Consider the following 19,403-nt stretch of genomic DNA (forward strand, 5'->3'; position numbering starts at 1 on the left):
CCCGCCTTGAGTTTATAGGGGCAGACGGTCTGCCTGTAGCCTGTAGCCTGTAACCTGTAACCTGTAACCTGTAACCTGTAACCTGTAACCTGTAACCTGTAACCTGTAACCTGTAACCTGTAACTAAAATATTGACTTAAACGTTAGGGCGATAAAGCCGCTTAATCCCCATATCCTGTAACCGCGTATTCAAGGTTGCCTCAATGGCTTCGGCTGTGTGCAGGCTCATCACCTCGGCCAGCAAGGCACTGGCTTGATCCTTTGAGATGGCGCGCAACACCGACTTCACTTTCGGTAAATTGGTGGCGCTCATCGACAGCACATCGTAACCCATGGCCATAAGCAACACCGCAGCACCTGGGTCGCCCGCTAGCTCGCCGCAAATACTGACATCGACATTCTCTGAGTGACCTGCTTGCACCACTTCCTGCAGGGCACTTAGCACGGCCGGGTGCATACTTTGGTACAAGTCCGCCACGCGCGCGTTGTTGCGATCCACGGCTAACAAATACTGGGTTAAATCGTTCGAGCCAACGGACAAAAAGTCGGCGCGCGCAGCCAACTCTTTGGCTTGATATACCGCTGCGGGCACCTCCACCATCACCCCCACAGGCGGGTAGACGACGCGGTGGCCTTCTTCCATCACTTCGTTAAAGGCGCGCAGGATTAAGGCATTGGCGGCATCTAGCTCGGGAATATTGGTAATCATGGGCAGCATAATGCGCAAATTATCGAGGCCTTCGCTGGCCTTGAGCATGGCGCGCACCTGCACCAGAAAGATCTCCGGGTGATCGAGGGTGACCCGAATACCGCGCCAGCCGAGAAAGGGGTTGTCTTCTTCAATCGGGAAGTAGGGCAGGGCTTTATCGCCACCCACATCCAGCGTGCGCATGGTCACTTGGCGCGGCGCGAAGGCCTCGAGCTGTTCGCGGTAAATTTTGGTTTGCTCTTCTTCGCCCGGGAAGCGATCGCGCAACAGAAAGGGCACTTCGGTGCGGTACAAACCCACACCTTCGGCGCCACGATCGAGCGAGCGCATCACGTCCGCCATCAAACCGGTATTCACCCACAGGTTGAGCCGGTGGCCGTCAGTGGTTTCACAGGGTTTATCTTTTAAGGCTTCCAAGTCTTTCTGTAGCGCCTGCTCTTCTTTGAAGATCGCCTTGTAATGAGACTTAAGTACCTTGGACGGGTCTAGGTAGACGATGCCGTTATAGCCGTCGACGATGAGTTTGCGCTGATCTAATTTGGTGTAGGGCAGATCGATCACCCCCATCACGGTGGGAATATCCATCGCCCGCGCCAAAATGGCCACATGGGAGTTGCGAGAACCTTCAACCGATATCATACCGGCGAGTTTGTCGGCCGGCACATCGCCCAACATAGAGGCCGTCAACTCTTCGCCAACCAGAATAGTATTGTCTGGGTAGACGCGGCACATTTGTGCCGACTCTTGCAGATATGCCAAGACTCGACGCCCCAGATCGCGCACATCAGCGGCGCGATCGCGTAAATAAGGGTCGCTCATGGCATTGAAGTTGCGTTCGTGTTCCAAGATCACGTCGGCCCAGGCATAGGGAGCGCAGACGCCGCCGCGAATACGCTCGGTCACCTCGCCGCCCAATGAGGCATCGTCGAGCATGGCTAAATAGGCATCAAACAGCGCCTGTTCTTCACGCGACAAGCGGCTTCTCAACTCGTCGCTCATGCGGCCAATATCGTTGCGCACGGCAGCCAAACACCGGTAGAAAAAGGCAATCTCTTCTTCGATGTCCGACACTACTTGATAGGGCACGGAATTTAGATCTGCGGGTGGCGATATCACCACCGCCTCGCCGATGGCTACGCCGGAGCAGCCAGAGACGCCGGTAAATTTAGCCTCGCCTTTACCTTGGCCTACGGCAACCACCACACCGGTGGCTTCGGCGTGGGCAATGACCCCAGCCAGTTGAGCCGATAAGGTTACCAGGAAAGCTTCATCGCCTTCATCAAAGCGCCGACGATCGACCTGCTGCACCACCAACACACCCAATACTTCGCGGTGGTGAATAATGGGCACACCTAAAAAGGAGCTAAATCGCTCTTCGCCCGTTTCGGGAAAGTATTGGTAGCTGGGGTGAGTTTCGGCATGCTCTAGGTTGAGTGGTTCTTCGCGACTGGCCACTCGGCCCACTAAACCCTCTTCGGCCCGCAGGCTGACTCTGCCCACCGCTTTCGGGTTAAGCCCATCGGTCGCCATCAACACGTAGTTTTTCTTGCCGTCGCGCAGGTAAACCGAGCACACCTGCGTGTGCATTGACTCTTTAATGCGCGCGACGATGATATTCAGCGCGGATTGAAGATCGCGAGCGGCGTTAACTTCTTGCACGATGTTTCGCAGCGAATTGAGCATGCTCGCGGCCAAATCTTACGCTCCTTTGTGATCCAATTGTTGACGCTGATGACGACAGTGTAGCGGCGAAAGCTCGCGCAGAGCCTTGCGGTACACATCGCGCTTGAAAGACACCACTTTACCCAGAGGATACCAATAGCTTACCCAGCGCCAATGATCAAACTCATCTTTTTTCTGCGTGTGTAAATTGATCTTCGACTCATCAGCCTTGAGGCGCAGTAAAAACCAGCGCTGCTTCTGGCCGATACACAGGGGGCTGGAGCCCTTGCGCAGCAACTTTTTAGGCAGCAAATAGCGCAACCAGCCCTTAGTGCTGGCCAATATCTCGACATCTTCTGGGCCCAGGCCCACTTCTTCGTACAGTTCTCGATACAGGGCTTCTTCGGCGGTCTCCTTAGGATTGATACCGCCCTGTGGGAATTGCCAAGCGTCTTGGCCGCCTATGCGTCTCGCCCACAGCACCTGCCCGTGATCATTGGTTACGATGATGCCCACATTGGGCCTAAAACCATCATTGTCTATCACGGCGTTTTCCTTAGTGTTCTTACACCTTGTTATGCCAGCTATTGTTCCATAATTGCAGTGTATTCAGCAATTTACCTTCCCCCGTGGACTTCCCATTGAGAACCCACGGTCGAATCGCTATCCTTGCAGGCCTTTTACCCATAATGCAGGAACTTGTCGTGGCCGTCGCTATATTTGATCTTGATAACACGTTGATCGCGGGCGATTCAGACCACAGTTGGGGCGAATTTTTAGTTGAGAAACAACGGGTAGATGTAGTCAGTTACCGCCGCAGCAACGATCAATTCTACGAAGACTACAAGCGTGGCGAGCTAGACATTCGCGCCTACCAGCGCTTCGTGCTAAAGCAAGTGGCGCAGTTTAGCCCCGCCGAGCAAAGTGCCCTGCTCGCTGAGTTCATGCAGATTAAGATCCAACCACTCTGGCTACCCAAGGCTGTCGCGCTCATCGAACACCATCGCGCACAGGGTCATTACCTGTTGATCATTACCGCGACCAATCGGTTCATCACCGCCCCTATTGCCGCGGCCTTAAAGGTGGATGAGTTGATCGCCACCGAGCCCGAACTGGTCGACGGCGTCTACACCGGCGAGATCATCGACCCACCCTGCTACCAAGAGGGCAAGGTCGCGCGCTGGCAGACGTGGTTAGCACAACAAGGGCGCGAAAATGAGACCTGCTACTTTTACAGCGACTCAATCAATGACTTACCCTTGCTCTCTGCCGTGCAACAACCGATAGTGGTAGACCCCTGTGAGCAATTGCGCCTAGCGGCCAATGCCAAAGACTGGCCCATCATTAGCTTGCGATAATGTTCAGGAAAGAACCCATGCGCGCCGTCATTCTACCCTTCGCCCTGTTAACCTTGGCCTTGGCTGCCTGCCAAGATAAAGACGCCACACCTAAACTGTCGGAAGCACCCGTTGCGCCTCAAATCAGCAACCAAAAAATAGACCCCGCCGTGGATCAGGCGAGTCTCGCAGTATGGGATCGCGGCGCGGTTGCACTGGCGAGCAGCCAAGTTGAGCTGAAGGCGCTCAGGGATTCGGTGCAAGCGCTGCTGCAAAACCCCACTCAAGCAACACTCAACCAAGCCCGTGAGCAATGGCATGTCGCCCACAATAGCCAGCAGGCCTTTTCCCTGTTTTTCGCCATGGGTGCCGCCCACCCTGGGTTATTTGTAAAACTCGACAATGTGCACGATCAACTCGACGGCTGGCCTATCCAACCGGGCTTTTTGGATTATTTTGACGTCTACACCCACTCGGGCTTAGTCAACGACATCGCCATCCCGGTCACCGCAAAAGCACTAAAAGAAGCCCATCAGCAGTTTGACCCAGCCGATCGTGCACTCGGTCTACATCCAATCGCCTACCTTTTGTGGGGCGATAAAGGCCAAAGACCGGTGACAGATTTCGTCAAGCAGGCGCTCAAGGCGACCGGCGAAGACGAACCAAATGTGGAAGATTTAGCCAATAATCGACGCCGAGCACTGCTCGGCCTGATGGTCGAACTGGCCATAGATAGCCTGGACAGGCTAGCAACGCGATGGCAGGACGTGGGGGATTACACCAAGGTGTATACCAGCCTATCAGCGCAACAACGCTCTGAAATACTGCGTACATCAAGCATTTACTTGATTGAAGAACTATTGATAAACAAGCAATTGCAACCGCAATTAGATGCTATTAGCCAAGCCCATCTCGAAGTGGCAAGCCACAACCAGTACAGCGGCGGCGGCAAGCGCTTACTCTCGGCGCAACTCAACGGTTTGGCATTATTGATCGAACAGAATCAAAGCTCGGCGCTGATTGCGCACTGGAGTAAAGGTGCCGCCAAGAGTTGGCTAGAGCAACTCGCCGCGGCGAATCGGGTGCTGGATAAATTGCCCGAGGAGGGCACGGCAACGGAGACCCAATGGGTTGCGGCCATCGCGGCACTGCAGCAGCTAAGCCAACCACTAAAAGTGGAAGTGGAACCACTTTAAGGCGGCGTCTAGAGGTTCTGCTACTAGGCCAATGGATTAGCCAACAGCGTCACTCAACATCAGCATAATATTTTCACAGCCGGTTAATCAATTCCCAGGGGAAAGCCGAGATTGAGCATATAGGCGCGGATATTATTGCCTGCTGCCACCGACATGCCCACGCGCTGAACCGAAAACCCCAATATATCTTTGGGCCTATCCCAGCCGACGGTAAAGCCGAGATTATAGAGGGACTGGGCGCCAACGGGCTCTCCACTGATCGCTTTTATACCAGTGTTCTCAATAAAGTATTGCCCGTAAAAGAAGGTGCTGAATAGCAGCGGCTCACCCATAAACTCCGTGCTTAACCGGCGCTCCCAATCAAACCCGCTTTCCAACAACAGAAATCCTTGGCGCCTGTCGTTGGTGGGATGATTCTGGCCTGCCAATCTCAGCCGATTGCCAAAGGTCCAGCGATCGTCACCGTGCATCCACCAATTGGTGCTGCGCAGGGCGGCGGTATATAAACCCCGAGTCGTATGTAGCGTGAGGTCCCGAGCAAAGCCCAGTTGCAGGGAGGGTGCGATTTCCCACTGGTCTGTGAGGGTATAGCGCCTTGCAACGCCGGGTAAAAATGAAACGTTGAGCAGCGAGCCATCCAACACCTCGCCCACAATATCGTCCAACTCGGTATAGCGAACACCCACCGACACCGGCATCAGCCAATACCATTCATCCCGCTCAGATTGCTCCAACAGCCAACTATTGGTGTCGACTTTGAGCACCGTCGCCTCCTCGGCGCCAGCGCGGTAAAAACCGGTGCCAAAAATAGGCGCGTAAACATAGGACAAATCCAACTCTTCAATCGATTTTGGCGTTGTGTTTTGCGCCGTGACTAACTGGCAGTAACACAACAACGGCAATAACAACATCCGTGTCATGGCGGCCATCCTCAAGCGTGATAAACCCGGTAAAACAAGGCCTTTAAGTATTCCGTTTCTTCGATACAACTATGCACCGGATGGTCCGGGCCCTGGCTACCGCGTGCGATCAACTGCGCCTGCCTATCTAAATGACGCGCCGCGCCGGTAATGGATTCCTCCAATTCCTTGGTCGCCAAGTGCATAGAGCAAGAGCCCGACACCAACACACCATCGCGGCCCAACAGGCGCATACCCAACTCGTTGATGTGGCGATAGGCGGCGAGGCCGGCCTTGTGATCTTTGCGCTTTTTGATAAAGGCAGGCGGGTCCAACACCACAATGTCAAATTGCTCGCTGCGCTCTATCATCGCCTTCATCACCTGAATGGCCTTGCCGTGTTCGGCACTGACGCGATCGGCAAAACCATTCAGCTCAGCATTCGCCATTACGCCCGCCAGCGCCGACTCGGACGCATCCACGCACACCACGGCACTGGCGCCCGCCTGCGCCGCCGCCAACCCCCAACCACCGATGTAGGAAAACACATCGAGCACACGCTTACCCTTGGCAAATTGTTGCAGGCAGGCACGATTTAATCGGTGGTCGTAAAACCAGCCGGTCTTTTGCCCGGTGCGCACGGGCGCCATAAAACGGGTATGGTTTTCAATCAGCTCAACCTGCTCAGGCACCTCGCCGTACACCACCTCGGTGTAGAGCGGCAGGCTCTCCAACTCGCGCGCGCTGTGTTCATTGGCCATTAAAATACCGGTTGGGTTTATCACTTGGATAAGCGCCGCCACTATCTCGGCGCGCAACGCCTCCATACCGGCACTGGCAATTTGCACCACCAGCACGGCACCGAAGCGATCGATCACCAAGCCTGGCAGTAAATCGCTATCGCCATACACCAGGCGATAATAGGGGGCATCGAAAAAGCTTTCACGCAAACTCAGGGCCTGCTTAAACCGATGCACAAACAGCGATTTATCCAAGGGGTAGCGAGTATCCCGGCTGACCAGCCGCGCACAGATGAGATTGTTGGGGTTAATCAACGCCAGCCCCAAGGATTTTCCGCCGGCCGAGGTCACTTCTACTTGCTGACCCAAACTGAAACTCTTGAGTGGCGTTGCGGCCACATCGACTTCATTGCTGTATATCCACAAATGCCCTTTGCGAAGGCGTCGATCAGCCTGAGACTTCAATTGCAGTTGGGGCAGGGACATAAGGCAAACCTCTGGCGCAGAAAATGACAAATAAGATGGCGCGCAGTATAGCGGCCAGCGCTGACAAATTCAGGCCAGATTATCGCCGCAGACAACTTTAGCTGATCTAAACTCAACACTTCATCGCAAGGAAGTAGGTCGCATGTCGGTACCCGTAATAGAAATAACCGCCGAGCAAGTCGATGCCATATTGAAGGGCATATTGATTCCACCCCAGCCACAAATCATGGTCGACCTGCAAATGGAACAATTTGACCCCAACTGTTCCATCGACAATATCGCCAAACTCATTAGCCAAGACGTAGGGCTATCCGGCTGCATCCTCAAAACGATTAATTCGCCCTTTTTCGGCTTGAGCAATAAAATTACGTCTATCAAACAAGCCGTCAACTTGCTAGGCATTAAAACGGTCATCAACCTGGTAAACGCTCAGTCGATTAAAAGCGCCTTGTCCGACGAACAAATTGTCGCCTTGGGGCAATTTTGGGACAGCGCCATTGATATTGCCCAGGTCTCAACCCACATCGCCAAACAAATTGGCTTCGACGCGCCAGATGAAGCTTACAGCTTGGGGCTGTTTCACAATTGCGGCATTCCACTCCTAATGATGCGCTTCCCACATTATGCGGAGGTGATGCAACGCGCTTACACCAGTTCGGATCAGTCCATCACCGATATCGAAAACGAATGTCTCACCACCAATCACAGTGTTGTAGGTTACTACGTGGCCAAGAGCTGGAAGTTGCCTATTCACTTATGCGAAGCCATACATCAACACCACCAAGTCAATAAAATTCTCAGTGAAGAAAAAGCAGACAACCGCAAAAAAACCTTGCTCGCCATTTTGAAAATGGCCGAAACCATTTGTAAAAACTACAAAACGCTAGGCAATCAAGACACCGATTACGAATGGCAACGCATTGCCGACAACATCTTGGTTTACGTGGGCCTAAGCCAGTACGACTTTGAAACCCTGTGCCAACAGATAAACGACATGGGGCTAGGCGGGTAATTGTCACGCTACAAACAGAATGGCCCGCCCCTACAAGCTAGCACATCGGCAGAAGCGCATAGCCACCTCAATCTCACTGCTCCATCAAGAAACTATCCAAGCCGCGCTTAGACGCGTGAACCGCTTCTAGCGGCGACATACCATTGGGGTACTCTTCTTGCTCTACTACCAGCCATTGAGTCCCGCCGACAAGTTTGTTTGCAGCTATGAGCGATGGCCAATCAATTGTGTCTTTGCCGATAATCGGCAACTTGCCTTCTACACCCTCAGGCAGTTTAACTTTGTAATGGGTCGTGACTGTGCGGCCGGGGTAGCGTTGCACGTAAGCGATCGGGTCTTTACCGGCATAGGTTGTCCACCCAACATCCTGTTGTAATATGACATTAGCGGGTGTGTGCGTAGCGATATAATCCCAAAAGGTAGAGCCTTTAAAGGCATTAAACTCGTGATCGTGATTGTGAAAACCAATACTCATACCGAGCGGTTCAAGCCGAGCCGCCAATCGCGTGAGTTCCTGCGCAACAAATACCACACCGTCTGGATGCCAGGCGCGCTCATCCCAGCCGATGATTAAATTTTTACAGCCCAGTATTTGATAGAACGCAACAGTGTCTGAAAAATTGTCCTCATTTAAACTGTCAAAGCTAACGTGGGCTCCGCTAACGGCCAAGCCCAATCGGTTTAACAACTTTTTCAGACCGGCTGGGTCGCCCTTGTAGCGACCAAATTCTTGCGCAAACTCCACGCCTTGGAAACTCATGGCCGCTAACGACTCCAAGGTCGAATCGATATTCGTCTTAACATCGTCTTTAACCGACCAAAGTTGAACGCTGACACTCAACTCGTGAGGCTGCACGGCGTCAGCACGGGTGGTACAGGTCAATGCCAGCAGGAATCCCGCAACTAAGAAAATTTTCATAAAAACACCATTCAATTTATAGTTTTTTTTGTTTAAATTCTTTTACTGCATAATCTACCGCTCTTACCGTCATGGCCATAAAGGTTAATGACGGATTTTGCACCGAGGTAGAACAAAATGCACTGCCGTCGCTAACAAATAGATTCGGCACGTCGTGACACTGATTAAAACCATTCAACACAGAATCTTTTGGGTCTCGCCCCATGCGCGCCGTGCCGACTTCATGTATGGCAAGCCCTGGAGCGGCATTGTGTACCGACACCTCGCTTCGCACATCCTTCAAGCCCACTGCTTCTAACATCTCGTGCGCGGTTTGACGTGCATCTTCCATCATGGCAATTTCATTTTCCGACCAACGGCAGTTGATATGTAGCTGCGGTATACCCCACTTATCTTTCTTACTGGCGTGCAACGACACCTGGTTATCGTACCTCGGCAACATCTCACCCTGAGCATATAACCCAAAATGCCAAGCACCCGGCTCGGTGAGCTGTTTTTTGAATGCAGCACCAATACCTTTATCTTTTGCGCCCCAGCGCCAATCCGCCCGTGCAGCGCCGCCCGCGAACGCGTAGCCACGCACGTAATTCTTTTTATACCGCCCCGGCTCAAACTGAAAGTTGGGAAAATAAATACCGGTGGGCCTACGGCCCGAATAATATTCTTGTTCGAAACCCTCTATCATGCCCGTTGCCGACGCATTGTAATTGTGATCCATTAGATAGTGACCCAACACGCCAGAGCTGTTTGCGATGCCATTGGGAAATTTTTTGGAGACTGAATTAAGCATGATTTGAGTGGACCCCAAGGTTGAGGCGCAAAGAAAAACAATCTTGCCTAAATATTCGCGTTCAGTCAGTGTTTCATTATCGATAATACGCACACCTCGCGCACGATTGGTTTTTTCATCATAGATAATGCTATGCACAACACTGTTTGGCGCAATGCTTAGGTTGCCCGTTTTCGCTGCCGCCGGCAGCGTCGAGCTCTGGGTGGAGAAGTAAGCACCAAAGGAGCAACCCTTTTGGCATTCATCGCGCGCCTGACACTGCACCCTTCCTTGCGACAAATGCAACGCTGTAGGCTGAGTCAAATGCGCGGCCCGGCCGATAATCATAGGCCTGTCGGGATAGAGTTTTCGAAACTTTTTTTGCAGCTCAAGTTCCGGCTTGTTCATTTCAAACGGCGGCAAGCAATCGCTGTCTGGTAGTTGAGCGAGACCGTCGCGACTACCGCTGATGCCCGCATGCTGCTCCACATGGGAATACCACGGCTCTAGATCCTGGTAGCGAATAGGCCAATCGTTACCATGGCCATCGCGCTTATTAGCTTCGAAGTCAAAGGAACTTAAACGGTAACTCTGTCGATGCCAAAGCAGTGATTTACCGCCCAGTTGATTGGCGCGAATCCAATTAAATTGTGTATCTGGTTCGGTACTATAAGGAAGGTCTCTGTCGTTACCAAAAAAATGTTTTGTGGCGTCGCTAAAGGCATAACAGAGCTTCTGTACGTAATATTGTTGATCTACTAAAATATTTTCAACCTGGGTGCGAAGCGGAAAATGCCAAGCCGGCCTACCCTCGGTAATATAATCCTTACGGTGCTCAACCAAGCGCCCGCGCTCCACCATTAATGTTTTTAAACCACGCTCGCAAAACTCCTTTGCCGCCCATCCGCCCGTGATCCCGGACCCCACGACGATGGCATCAAATTCTTCTTGCGTGTCTTGAATATAGGTTGGCGTTGTCATTGCTATATGCTCTTATTTTTCTGATTGCCAGGTTAGCTAGCGGTTAATACCTCGCGATAGAACCCCAAGAACGATCGCCAGATTTGTAGGGAATAGATCCTTTATAACCGCCCGGAATTGCCTGATAGCGCAGAGCTCGGGTGGCACCTACCTCGCTGGTAAAGTAGCCAAACACGATTAATCCTTTTAATAACAAAAAGCCATCCGTTGCAGCTTGATCAAACGGCGCCTGCCCCCGATCAACAGCGTTTAGTAGGGCTAATTGACGATCTAATGTACAGGCTAGAAAACCCACCTGCTGCGACGCTTGCGCAGCGCCTTCAATCTGCTCGAGGGCAAATTTTGCCTGCGCGTGTTCGATCTCGCGATGACAGTGAAACAATTGATTATCAATAAACCCATGCACATCAAGGTCGGCAGCGCTGGGCGTATCGGTTGCTGGAATAACCAGCTCACAGACTTTTTCGAGCACCATCATGGCGTGCGCTGAAAGCACCTTGCCGGCGCGTATGGGCGCAGGTTCTCGACGCTGATAGGCTGCAGCGACAGCTTGAGCATTGCCTGCCATCAACGTCGCAGCACCGGTTGCTCCCAGCAGATAGGTTAAGCTTTTTAGCGTCGCTCGCCGGGTAGTGGTGGCCACATGTCGTTGCATATGGCTATTCAATGTTTTCATCTACGTCTCCCCTATTCAAACCTGCGACGGCGCAAGCTGCGCGTGTTTATTGCGGTGTCGAAGTACCAAGCTCAAAGCACCAAAGGCGACCACCAGAAGCGCAGGAAAGATTGCGAGGTGCAATAAGGTCGCTTGACCTGCTGCAAGTTCTGCCGCCAGTCCAGTTAACTGCTGTTGCTCGGCTTGTAAGCGCGCAGCATCAATCCAGTGCCCAATCACCGGGTTCCACAAACTCACCGCAAACATACCCGCACCACCTAAAAGCGACATACCTAAAGCACCGGTCTGCGGTGTGTATTCGGCAACAAATCCCACCATGGTTGGCCAATAGTAGGTAACGCCTAAGGCAAAAATAATCGCCCCCACATACACCATACCGCCCGTCGCGATACTGAGGGTATAAAGCCCAAGCACTGCGGCAATCGACGAACCCAACAACACGCCAACAGGATTAAAACGATGAACTAAGGGCCCCGCGAAGTAGCGACCTAGCGCCATCAGCCCTGTCATCATCGCCATGATTAACATGGGCGAGGCGCCGCTCGCTCCTAAAATTCTTTCTATCCACTGCTGCGTGCCCAGTTCAGTCGTGGCGGTAAGCGTCATACACAGCACTAAAAATAAATACAGGGGCGATAACAAACCACGCAAATTCGTACGCGTATCCGTTTCGATATGGTTCGACGCCGGCAGCGGCTGACTCAGCAGTAAATAACCATAAACTAAGGTCGGTAAAATCATCACCGCAATTTGTAACTGCCAGGCCAAACCCAACCCCGTCATAAAATAGGAGGTCAATGCGCCAATTAAAATGCCACCGGGGAACCACACGTGGAATCGATTGAGCATAGTGGTTTTGTTTTTGTGATAAATATCGGCAATCATTGGGTTACACGCTGCTTCGACTGAACCATTAGCGAAGCCGATCAAGAAACTAGAACTCAACAACAGCCAAAACCCATCGGCGCTAATCGTTAACACCAACCCCACCAAGTGCCCTGCGAAGGCCATAACCATCAAGCGTTTTGCACCTAAATAGTTATAGAGCAAACCACCCGCCATGGTGGCGATGGGAAAACCCAGAAAAGCCATACCATTTATCCAACCTAGCTGCGTATCGGAGAGTCCCAATTCGCGATTAAGCTGGCCCAAAATACCGGCCCGTATGGCCAGCGTCATAGCGGTAACAACTAAGGCCAAACTACAGCCGATAAAGAGTCGCTGGGGGTTAATACTTTGCATGGCGCTGCCCTATTGTTATGGTTATATGCCTAAAATTTTTCGATTGGTATCTTCATTTATCTGTACCGACGCAAAATCATCAAAGGCGCGATCGGCTCGACGAATTAAATGCTGCGCAATAAAGGGTGCTCCTTCTTTCGCGCCATCTTCTGGGTGTTTTATACAACACTCCCACTCCAATACCGCCCATCCCTGATAACCGTATTGCGTTAACTTACTAAAAATTTGTTTGAAATCTATTTGGCCATCACCGAGAGAGCGAAACCGACCCGGCCTGTCGATCCAGGATTGATAGCCACCGTAAACACCGGAGCGGCCATTGGGCCGAAACTCTGCATCTTTCACATGAAACGCTTTTATGCGCTCGTGATAAATGTCAATGAACGCGAGATAATCCAATTGCTGTAATACGAAGTGACTCGGATCGTACAAAATATTAGCGCGCGGGTGCTGATCGACAGCGGCCAAAAATCGCTCGAAGCTAACGCCATCGTGCAAATCTTCGCCCGGGTGCAACTCGAAACACAAATCGCAACCCTGATGGTCAAATGCCTGCAACAATGGCAACCAGCGATTGGCCAATTCGGCAAAACCGGCATCGACTAAACCCGCGGGCCGCTGCGGCCATGGGTAGGCCGTTTGCCACAGCAAGGCGCCAGAAAAAGTTGCATGCGCGGTTAAATTAAAATGGCCGCTGACGGTTGCTGCCATTAACAATTGCTGCCTCGCCCACTCGCTTCGCGCCGCAGGCTTGCCTCGCACCTGCTCGGGCGCGAAGCCGTCAAACATCGTATCGTACGCTGGATGAACAGCGATAAGCTGGCCCTGCAAATGGGTTGAAAGCTCGGTTATGGCAAGACCAGCATCGGCGACTTGGCCTTGCACCTCGTCGCGATAACTTGCGCTCTCAGCGGCGAGGCTAAGATTAAAAATCCGAGAGTCCCACGTGGGAATCTGGACACCTTTGTAACCCATCGCCGCGGCCCAACGACAAAGATCACTTAAATTGTTGTACGGTGCCTCGTCTTGACAAAATTGAGCTAAAAAAATACCTGGCCCTTGAATAGCGGTCATTTCACAACTCCCTGTACTGTGTTCGACGGAGACGCTTTCCCGCCTTGTAGGCGCTGCCATTGTTGCGGCGACTTACTGGCCTGCACGACCGCTTCAATAAATGCCATACCGCTCAGTGCGTCGTGAATATCTGGCACATCGCGCTCGATATAAGAAGCGTTTGCGTGCGTTAAATGCGCGCGAATTTGACCCGCAAAATTGCGGTAGTGATTAGCGAAGGCTTCAATATATCCCTCGGGGTGCCCACTAGGCGTGCGCAAATTCGCACGTGCAAGTGCCGATAATTCTCCCACGCCGGCGCGCACTAATTGCGCTGGCGCATCGGCAAACTTTAACCACAAGCTATTAGGTTCCTGCTGGCGCCACTCCAGCGATGCTTTGTCACCATAGACCCGTAGGCGCAAATCATTTTCCTCGCCAACACTTATTTGACTGGCAATTAAAACCCCTTGCGCGCCCTTTTCGGTTTCAAATAGCACCGTGCCATCATCATCCAATAGACGATCGGGTATCGACGCCGTCAGATGCGCACAAACGGTTTGCAACCTATCAGTGCACACATATTCCACCAAATTGGCCGCGTGCACGCCAATATCACCCATGCAGCAACTGAGGCCCGCTCGGGCTGGATCTAAACGCCAGGCCGCTTGTTTATTATCGACACCTGGGGTCACAGCCAACCAACCTTGACTGTACTCAACCACCACTTTTTTCACCCGGCCCAAACGACCCGCAGCGACTAGGGCCCGCGCTTCCTTAACTAGGGGGTAGCCGGTGTAGGTATGCGTTAAGCCGTACAGACGCCCAGTTTTTTCGACGGTTGCCGCGAGGTATCGGCACTCTTCCAGCGACAGGGTTGCGGGTTTATCAGACATCACATCAAAGCCACTTTCCAAGGCCATGCACGCGACCGGTAAGTGCAAATGGTTGGGCGTGACAATGGCAACGAAATCCATCCGCTCGCCCAAGGGCAATTGCGCTTCCGCTTTAAACAAGGTTTGGTAATCGGGATAACAGCGATCCGGGCTTAGAAAGAGGCCAAGGCCCGAACTCAACGATCGCTGCGGATCAGCGCTAAAGGCGCCGCACACCAATTCAATTTGACCATCCAACGCTGCCGCCATGCGGTGCACCACGCCTATAAACGCGCCTTCGCCACCACCGACCATGCCCATCCGAATCTTTCGCATCGAGTTCCTTGCCAACCCTTTGGCCCAGAAAATTGGGCATTTGGGATATTGTTATGATGACAAGAATACTATGCCAATCCGCCGGCAGGGCTGTAGTATGTTTTCGGATACTTATGCAACAAAATCGGCGTTGTTTATATTTTCAACAAGGTTAAACTGGCCCAAACGGCGACACACTAAAGGATTGAAGATGCAGACATTGTCGGCAGAAGGCGTGGATTTACTGGATTTTATCGGTACCCAGCAGCTGGTAAACCTGTTTAGCCAGCTGCCCGACATCCTCTTTTGGGTAAAGCGCCGCAATGGACAAATTGCCTACGGCAACGCAGAATTTCTCGCCTTAATCGGGGTCGATAAACTACAGGACGCCATTGGCCTAACCGATTTCGACTTTGCGCCCCGGTATTTGGCCAAGCAATATATCGCCGACGATGAGAAAGTGATGAACGGCCAAGATGTCACTGACCGCCTAGAACTCAACCACGCGGCGAAAGACGGGCTGGCGTGGTTTTCCACCACCAAGCGCTGCCTAACAGCGAGCGATGGCCAAGTACTGGGCACCTATGGCGTATCTCGTCATTTAGAAAAAACCTCGGTGGCACTCAATGCCATGCAGGCACTAAAAACCCCAGTCGATTATATTCAACAGCACTTCAGCGAGGACATTTGCCTCACACAATTAGCAGCGAGCACTCATTTATCCATAAGCGCACTCGAGCGACGTTTTAAAAAATACCTCAATAAAACCCCGAAACAATACATTCACCAAGTTAGGCTCGAACACGCGCGCAAATTGCTCGCGCAGACCACGCTGCCAATTGCACAGATTGCCAGTGAATCTGGCTTTACCGATCACAGCTATTTTTCGCGTTTATTCTTTCGACAATTTCAAGAACTGCCCTCAGTCTTTCGCTCCAACCACGAGATTATTCAGTAATAGCCACGGCTTCTTGAACCGCTTCACGCCACCAGAACGACCCAGCGTGAGGAGCCAATATGGCCACCGGCTCGCCCATCAATGGGGTCGTAATCGCTACCTGATATTTAGCCGCCGCTTGCAGTGCACGCTCAAAAGGCTCCGTCCAAGCGTGCATTGCCAAATCAAACGTACCGTTGTGGATGGGCATCATCCAGCGCCCCTGCAAATCTACATGGGCCTGCACTGACTGCTCCGGCAACATATGAATATCGGCCCAACGCGGATCATAAGCACCCGTTTCGACGAAGGTGACATCAAAAGGGCCATATCGCTCACCAATGCGCTTAAAGCCTTCGAAATAACCCGTATCACCGCTAAAAAATAGTGAAACTGTTGATGTTTTGATGACCCATGAAGCCCACAGGCGCACATTTTTATCCGTTAAACTGCGCCCTGAAAAATGTTGTGCCGGTGTTGCCGTTAGCTTCACGCCGGCCATTTCATGAGTTTCGTGCCAGTCCAATTCAATGACTTGCTCCGCGGCGACGCCCCAGGCTTGCAACAGCCCACCCACACCGAGGGGCACAATAAACCGTTTGGTTTTTTGTGCCAACGCAACGATGGCGCCTTTATCTAAATGGTCGTAGTGATCATGGGAAATAATCACCGCCTCTATTGAAGGTAAGTCGTCAAGGCTTATAGGGCTGGCGTGAAAGCGTTTGGGACCGGCCCAACTCAGGGGCGACGCACGCTCTGCAAATACTGGGTCAGTTAACCAAAACCGATGATTCAGTTTAAACAAAAGCGTCGAGTGCCCTAAGCGCACAAACTGGTTGTCAGCGAGTGCCGACAAAGCCTCGCTGGTCAAAGGCAGCACGGTTGGCGACGTCGACGGCGCCGCATCTTTTGGCTTATTGAAAGTAAAATCCCATAAGATTTTAAGCCCCGCCCAGAGCCCACCCGCGTGGTTTACTGGTTGCTCTGGATTGAAAAACTGCGCCTCCGCATGGTGATTTGAGTCCAGATACTCGGGTTTATCGGCAGAAGCGGAAGTGGAACAGGCAATGGCCACGGTTATAGCTCCAATCAAAATGGGGTGAAAAGGCATAGGTTTAACTCGATTAAAATCCCGCAAAAAGTAAACTGACTAGTGTACCTTTTGCCAAGATTATCCTTACCAATGGAAAAAGTAAACTGGTAAGTGTAATATTTACCCATTTCTTAGGTTGACACCTGCTATGTCTCAATCCAAAAAGCTCACCGAACAGAAACACGATGCCATCGTGAACGCGGCGGTCCAGATTTTTCAGGCGCAAGGCTTCAGCCATAGCAGCATGGATAAAATTGCCGCCGCCGCCGGTGTTTCAAAACGCACTGTCTACAATCACTTTGCCAGCAAGGAGTTACTGTTTGATGAAATATTGCGGCAACTGTGGGCTAGAAGCGACCAAGACATCGATTACCGTTATTTTCCAGACCGGCCAATAAAAGCTCAGCTGTCAGCCATACTGGCTGCGAAAGCCAAGCTCTTGGCGGACCAAAATTACCAGAACTTAGCGCGGGTGGTGCTGGCGGAAATGATTCATTCGCCTCAGCTTGCTGAGACAGTGGTAAAAACCATTGCCAACAAGGAAACCCATTTAAACACGTGGCTCGAGCAAGCCACTCGCGATGGTCGCCTAGCTTGCAGCGACCTAACCTTCGCTGCAGAACAACTGCATAGCCTCATAAAAGGCTTTTGCTTTTGGCCACAAATTACCATTGGCTTGGCCTCGCCCTCCGAAGCTGAAACCGCACATATTATCGAGCAGACCACGGCAATGTTTCTGCTCCGCTACGGCACCGAAAAACTCTAGTGCTTTAACTGCTCTTCGCTTGAATACCACTCAGCAAACTAACCGACTCCAGCGCCTCTTCGGCCATAGAGCGGCCGTCCAAGGATTCAACCACGCGGTGTTTACTGCCATCCGTTAATTTTGCGTTAATCACAAAGTGCTGCGTGGTTTTTTTGCCTACCTGAGACGAACCGCGACTTTCTATTTCAAGATGTCGTATTTTTTCCGGCGCAATGAAACGCTTACTAACCACAACACCGCACAGTTTTCTAACCGTAAAAATGCCGCGCTTACCAATTTTCACCTGGTAGGCATTGAACAAACCATACAAGCACGCCAGCGCAATAAGCCCGCCCACTAACATAAAGCACACAGCCATGAAGGTCGGCGCATCTGTAGGCCACATAAAAACGCCGCCGGCGAAAAAGCCAAAGCCAAAGAGAAATCCTATGGCTTTACCGAGTGCTCCGCGAAAATAGCCATAGTTAAGTTCCACCCCATCTTGCAGCTGCCGCGCGTTTAACAAAGACTCCAGTTTTTTACCGCGTTCGATACTCGCTCTTGGGTGCTGGCTGGCATCGCTGAGCGCAAGCGACGACTGCGCAGTACCCGGGAACACAGGTATTTCATAATCGCGATTGAAGTCGGCGCCGGGTAAATCGGCATGCAGGGAGACGCGCCAAAAATAATAGCTATCGTCGCTTAATTGCGACCCGGGTAAGTTGCTCGGGACGTTAAAGCAAAATGCGAGCTTCGTGCCTTGGCTGGCTGCGTGCACGTGTGCGAAGCCATCTTTCTGCCACTCCACCGATTCGCGGCGCGAGCGATCCTTACCCGAGCCGGAATAATAACTGTGTACGCAGGCCAAGGTGACCGCCACCGCCATATTCGCATCGTAAGGCAAACGTACATCGACCTCGCCACCCACTTGCCCACCAATGGCCCCTGGGTAGGGATTGAGTCGCAAAGGACTAGGGCCAAAGCGGAGCCATTGCCGCGTCGCACTAATAGCCCACACCAATAACCCCGCCCCAATAATCGGAAACAGTAATGCAATTAATGCGGGGTAATTTCCCTTAGCCAACTCTTCCGGCAAGATAAACGGGATGGGCGAAGAAATGGCATTCCAGAAAATCGCAAAAATCCACGCACCCCATAAGCCCGCCTTGGCATTAGAACGAATCGGGTTGTGCCAATCTTTGTTAGCCAGCCAGGCCTCTGAAGTAGTGCTCAAATCCGGCACCGTCGCGCTGCGATGGTAAAAACTAAAAACCAGTAAACCGACGCCGACACCGCCAAACACAACCACAAAAATGAATTTGAAACCGAGCATACCCCAGCGCAACTCTCTATAGATAACGGCTTTTTGAGGTTGATCTGGATTGACATAAACTGAAATACTGCCGCCCTTCGCCAAGGCGCGCTTTAACGCGCGCGCTTTGTCTTCTTGCCAGCTGCCAATATTATCCGAACCACTCATGATGCCGACGCGATCACTTTCATAAGCGGTACCGCGGAAATAGTAGCGATAGGACGCTAAGGCTTGATAGGTGGTGCTGTCATCGCCGTGATGAGTGTTCAGCTTGGCGCTCAACAACTGCGCCTCCACAGGCTGCCATTGATCCATTTGTTGCCATTCGTAGAGTGATGGAACAATGCTAAAAAATAGAAATCCTACACCTACACCGGCGAAGGGTAAGGCAAATAAAATAAGAAACAGTGGCGATGCTCGCTTAGCTTTTTTATCAACGGCCATG

At 52.0% G+C, this 19,403-nt stretch carries 17 protein-coding genes; 5 read left to right on the top strand and 12 right to left on the bottom strand.

Translation table 11 applies throughout. The annotated features are described in order from the left end of the window. Positions 1-136: 136 nt before the first annotated feature. Positions 137-2,392, bottom strand: a complete 2,256-nt coding sequence (gene ptsP / locus ACGHTT_RS18675) for a phosphoenolpyruvate--protein phosphotransferase (protein ID WP_390592515.1) — start codon at positions 2,390-2,392, stop codon at positions 137-139. Between the two features lie 15 nt (positions 2,393-2,407). After that, the gene (gene rppH / locus ACGHTT_RS18680; RefSeq protein WP_390592516.1) at positions 2,408-2,917 is read right to left on the bottom strand and encodes an RNA pyrophosphohydrolase; all 510 of its coding nucleotides are present in this window, start codon (positions 2,915-2,917) and stop codon (positions 2,408-2,410) included. A 158-nt stretch (positions 2,918-3,075) separates the two neighbouring features. Here rppH and ACGHTT_RS18685 point away from each other — a divergent pair, with 158 nt between their 5' ends. Together ACGHTT_RS18685 and ACGHTT_RS18690 are read left to right on the top strand one after the other, a co-directional pair. Beyond that, positions 3,076-3,729 carry an HAD family hydrolase gene (locus ACGHTT_RS18685; RefSeq protein WP_390592517.1) on the top strand — a complete coding sequence of 218 codons (654 nt, stop codon included), beginning with the start codon at positions 3,076-3,078 and terminating at the stop codon, positions 3,727-3,729. A 17-nt stretch (positions 3,730-3,746) separates the two neighbouring features. Further along, entirely contained in the window at positions 3,747-4,904 is a 1,158-nt protein-coding gene (locus ACGHTT_RS18690) for an imelysin family protein (protein WP_390592518.1), read from the top strand. Between the two features lie 83 nt (positions 4,905-4,987). Here ACGHTT_RS18690 and ACGHTT_RS18695 read toward each other — a convergent pair whose 3' ends face one another. Next, positions 4,988-5,824 (bottom strand): hypothetical protein, encoded by an 837-nt coding sequence (locus tag ACGHTT_RS18695; protein WP_390592520.1) that lies wholly within the window; start codon positions 5,822-5,824, stop codon positions 4,988-4,990. A gap of 11 nt (positions 5,825-5,835) precedes the next feature. Next, a complete protein-coding gene (locus ACGHTT_RS18700) occupies positions 5,836-7,029 on the bottom strand; it encodes a class I SAM-dependent rRNA methyltransferase (protein ID WP_390592521.1) in 1,194 nt (397 codons plus the stop codon). Positions 7,030-7,171: 142 nt separating this feature from the next. On the opposite strand from ACGHTT_RS18700, the gene ACGHTT_RS18705 reads away from it, so the two are divergent. Beyond that, on the top strand, positions 7,172-8,041 hold the full coding sequence (locus ACGHTT_RS18705) for an HDOD domain-containing protein (RefSeq protein WP_390592522.1): 870 nt from the start codon (positions 7,172-7,174) through the stop codon (positions 8,039-8,041). A gap of 73 nt (positions 8,042-8,114) precedes the next feature. On the opposite strand, the gene ACGHTT_RS18710 is transcribed toward ACGHTT_RS18705, so the two are convergent. The 6 genes from ACGHTT_RS18710 to ACGHTT_RS18735 are packed head-to-tail and all read right to left on the bottom strand — an operon-like array spanning position 8,115 to position 14,892. After that, complete coding sequence (locus ACGHTT_RS18710; RefSeq protein WP_390592523.1) at positions 8,115-8,960, bottom strand: sugar phosphate isomerase/epimerase family protein; 846 nt, start codon at positions 8,958-8,960, stop codon at positions 8,115-8,117. Positions 8,961-8,976: 16 nt separating this feature from the next. After that, positions 8,977-10,710 carry a GMC oxidoreductase gene (locus ACGHTT_RS18715; protein ID WP_390592524.1) on the bottom strand — a complete coding sequence of 578 codons (1,734 nt, stop codon included), beginning with the start codon at positions 10,708-10,710 and terminating at the stop codon, positions 8,977-8,979. Positions 10,711-10,753: 43 nt separating this feature from the next. Beyond that, positions 10,754-11,386 carry a gluconate 2-dehydrogenase subunit 3 family protein gene (locus ACGHTT_RS18720; RefSeq protein WP_390592525.1) on the bottom strand — a complete coding sequence of 211 codons (633 nt, stop codon included), beginning with the start codon at positions 11,384-11,386 and terminating at the stop codon, positions 10,754-10,756. A gap of 15 nt (positions 11,387-11,401) precedes the next feature. After that, positions 11,402-12,628, bottom strand: a complete 1,227-nt coding sequence (locus ACGHTT_RS18725; protein WP_390592526.1) for an MFS transporter — start codon at positions 12,626-12,628, stop codon at positions 11,402-11,404. A gap of 21 nt (positions 12,629-12,649) precedes the next feature. Next, positions 12,650-13,702 (bottom strand): sugar phosphate isomerase/epimerase family protein, encoded by a 1,053-nt coding sequence (locus ACGHTT_RS18730; RefSeq protein WP_390592527.1) that lies wholly within the window; start codon positions 13,700-13,702, stop codon positions 12,650-12,652. Continuing rightward, positions 13,699-14,892 (bottom strand): Gfo/Idh/MocA family protein, encoded by a 1,194-nt coding sequence (locus ACGHTT_RS18735; RefSeq protein ID WP_390592529.1) that lies wholly within the window; start codon positions 14,890-14,892, stop codon positions 13,699-13,701. Before ACGHTT_RS18735 ends, ACGHTT_RS18730 begins: the two co-directional genes overlap by 4 nt. 190 nt (positions 14,893-15,082) lie before the next feature. Between ACGHTT_RS18735 and ACGHTT_RS18740 the strand changes: the two genes are divergently transcribed. Beyond that, positions 15,083-15,829 (top strand): helix-turn-helix domain-containing protein, encoded by a 747-nt coding sequence (locus ACGHTT_RS18740; RefSeq protein WP_390592530.1) that lies wholly within the window; start codon positions 15,083-15,085, stop codon positions 15,827-15,829. Here ACGHTT_RS18740 and ACGHTT_RS18745 read toward each other — a convergent pair. After that, the gene (locus tag ACGHTT_RS18745) at positions 15,819-16,883 is read right to left on the bottom strand and encodes an MBL fold metallo-hydrolase (protein ID WP_390592531.1); all 1,065 of its coding nucleotides are present in this window, start codon (positions 16,881-16,883) and stop codon (positions 15,819-15,821) included. The genes ACGHTT_RS18740 and ACGHTT_RS18745 overlap by 11 nt on opposite strands. 166 nt (positions 16,884-17,049) lie before the next feature. Here ACGHTT_RS18745 and ACGHTT_RS18750 point away from each other — a divergent pair, with 166 nt between their 5' ends. Further along, positions 17,050-17,667: a TetR/AcrR family transcriptional regulator gene (locus ACGHTT_RS18750; RefSeq protein WP_390592532.1), complete on the top strand. Its 618-nt coding sequence runs from the start codon at positions 17,050-17,052 to the stop codon at positions 17,665-17,667. Positions 17,668-17,671: 4 nt separating this feature from the next. On the opposite strand, the gene ACGHTT_RS18755 is transcribed toward ACGHTT_RS18750, so the two are convergent. After that, complete coding sequence (locus ACGHTT_RS18755; RefSeq protein WP_390592533.1) at positions 17,672-19,402, bottom strand: DUF3592 domain-containing protein; 1,731 nt, start codon at positions 19,400-19,402, stop codon at positions 17,672-17,674. Between the last annotated feature and the right edge of the window lies 1 nt (position 19,403).

The organism is Simiduia litorea (genome assembly GCF_042853465.1).
Classification (GTDB): Bacteria; Pseudomonadota; Gammaproteobacteria; order Pseudomonadales; family Cellvibrionaceae; genus Simiduia; species Simiduia litorea.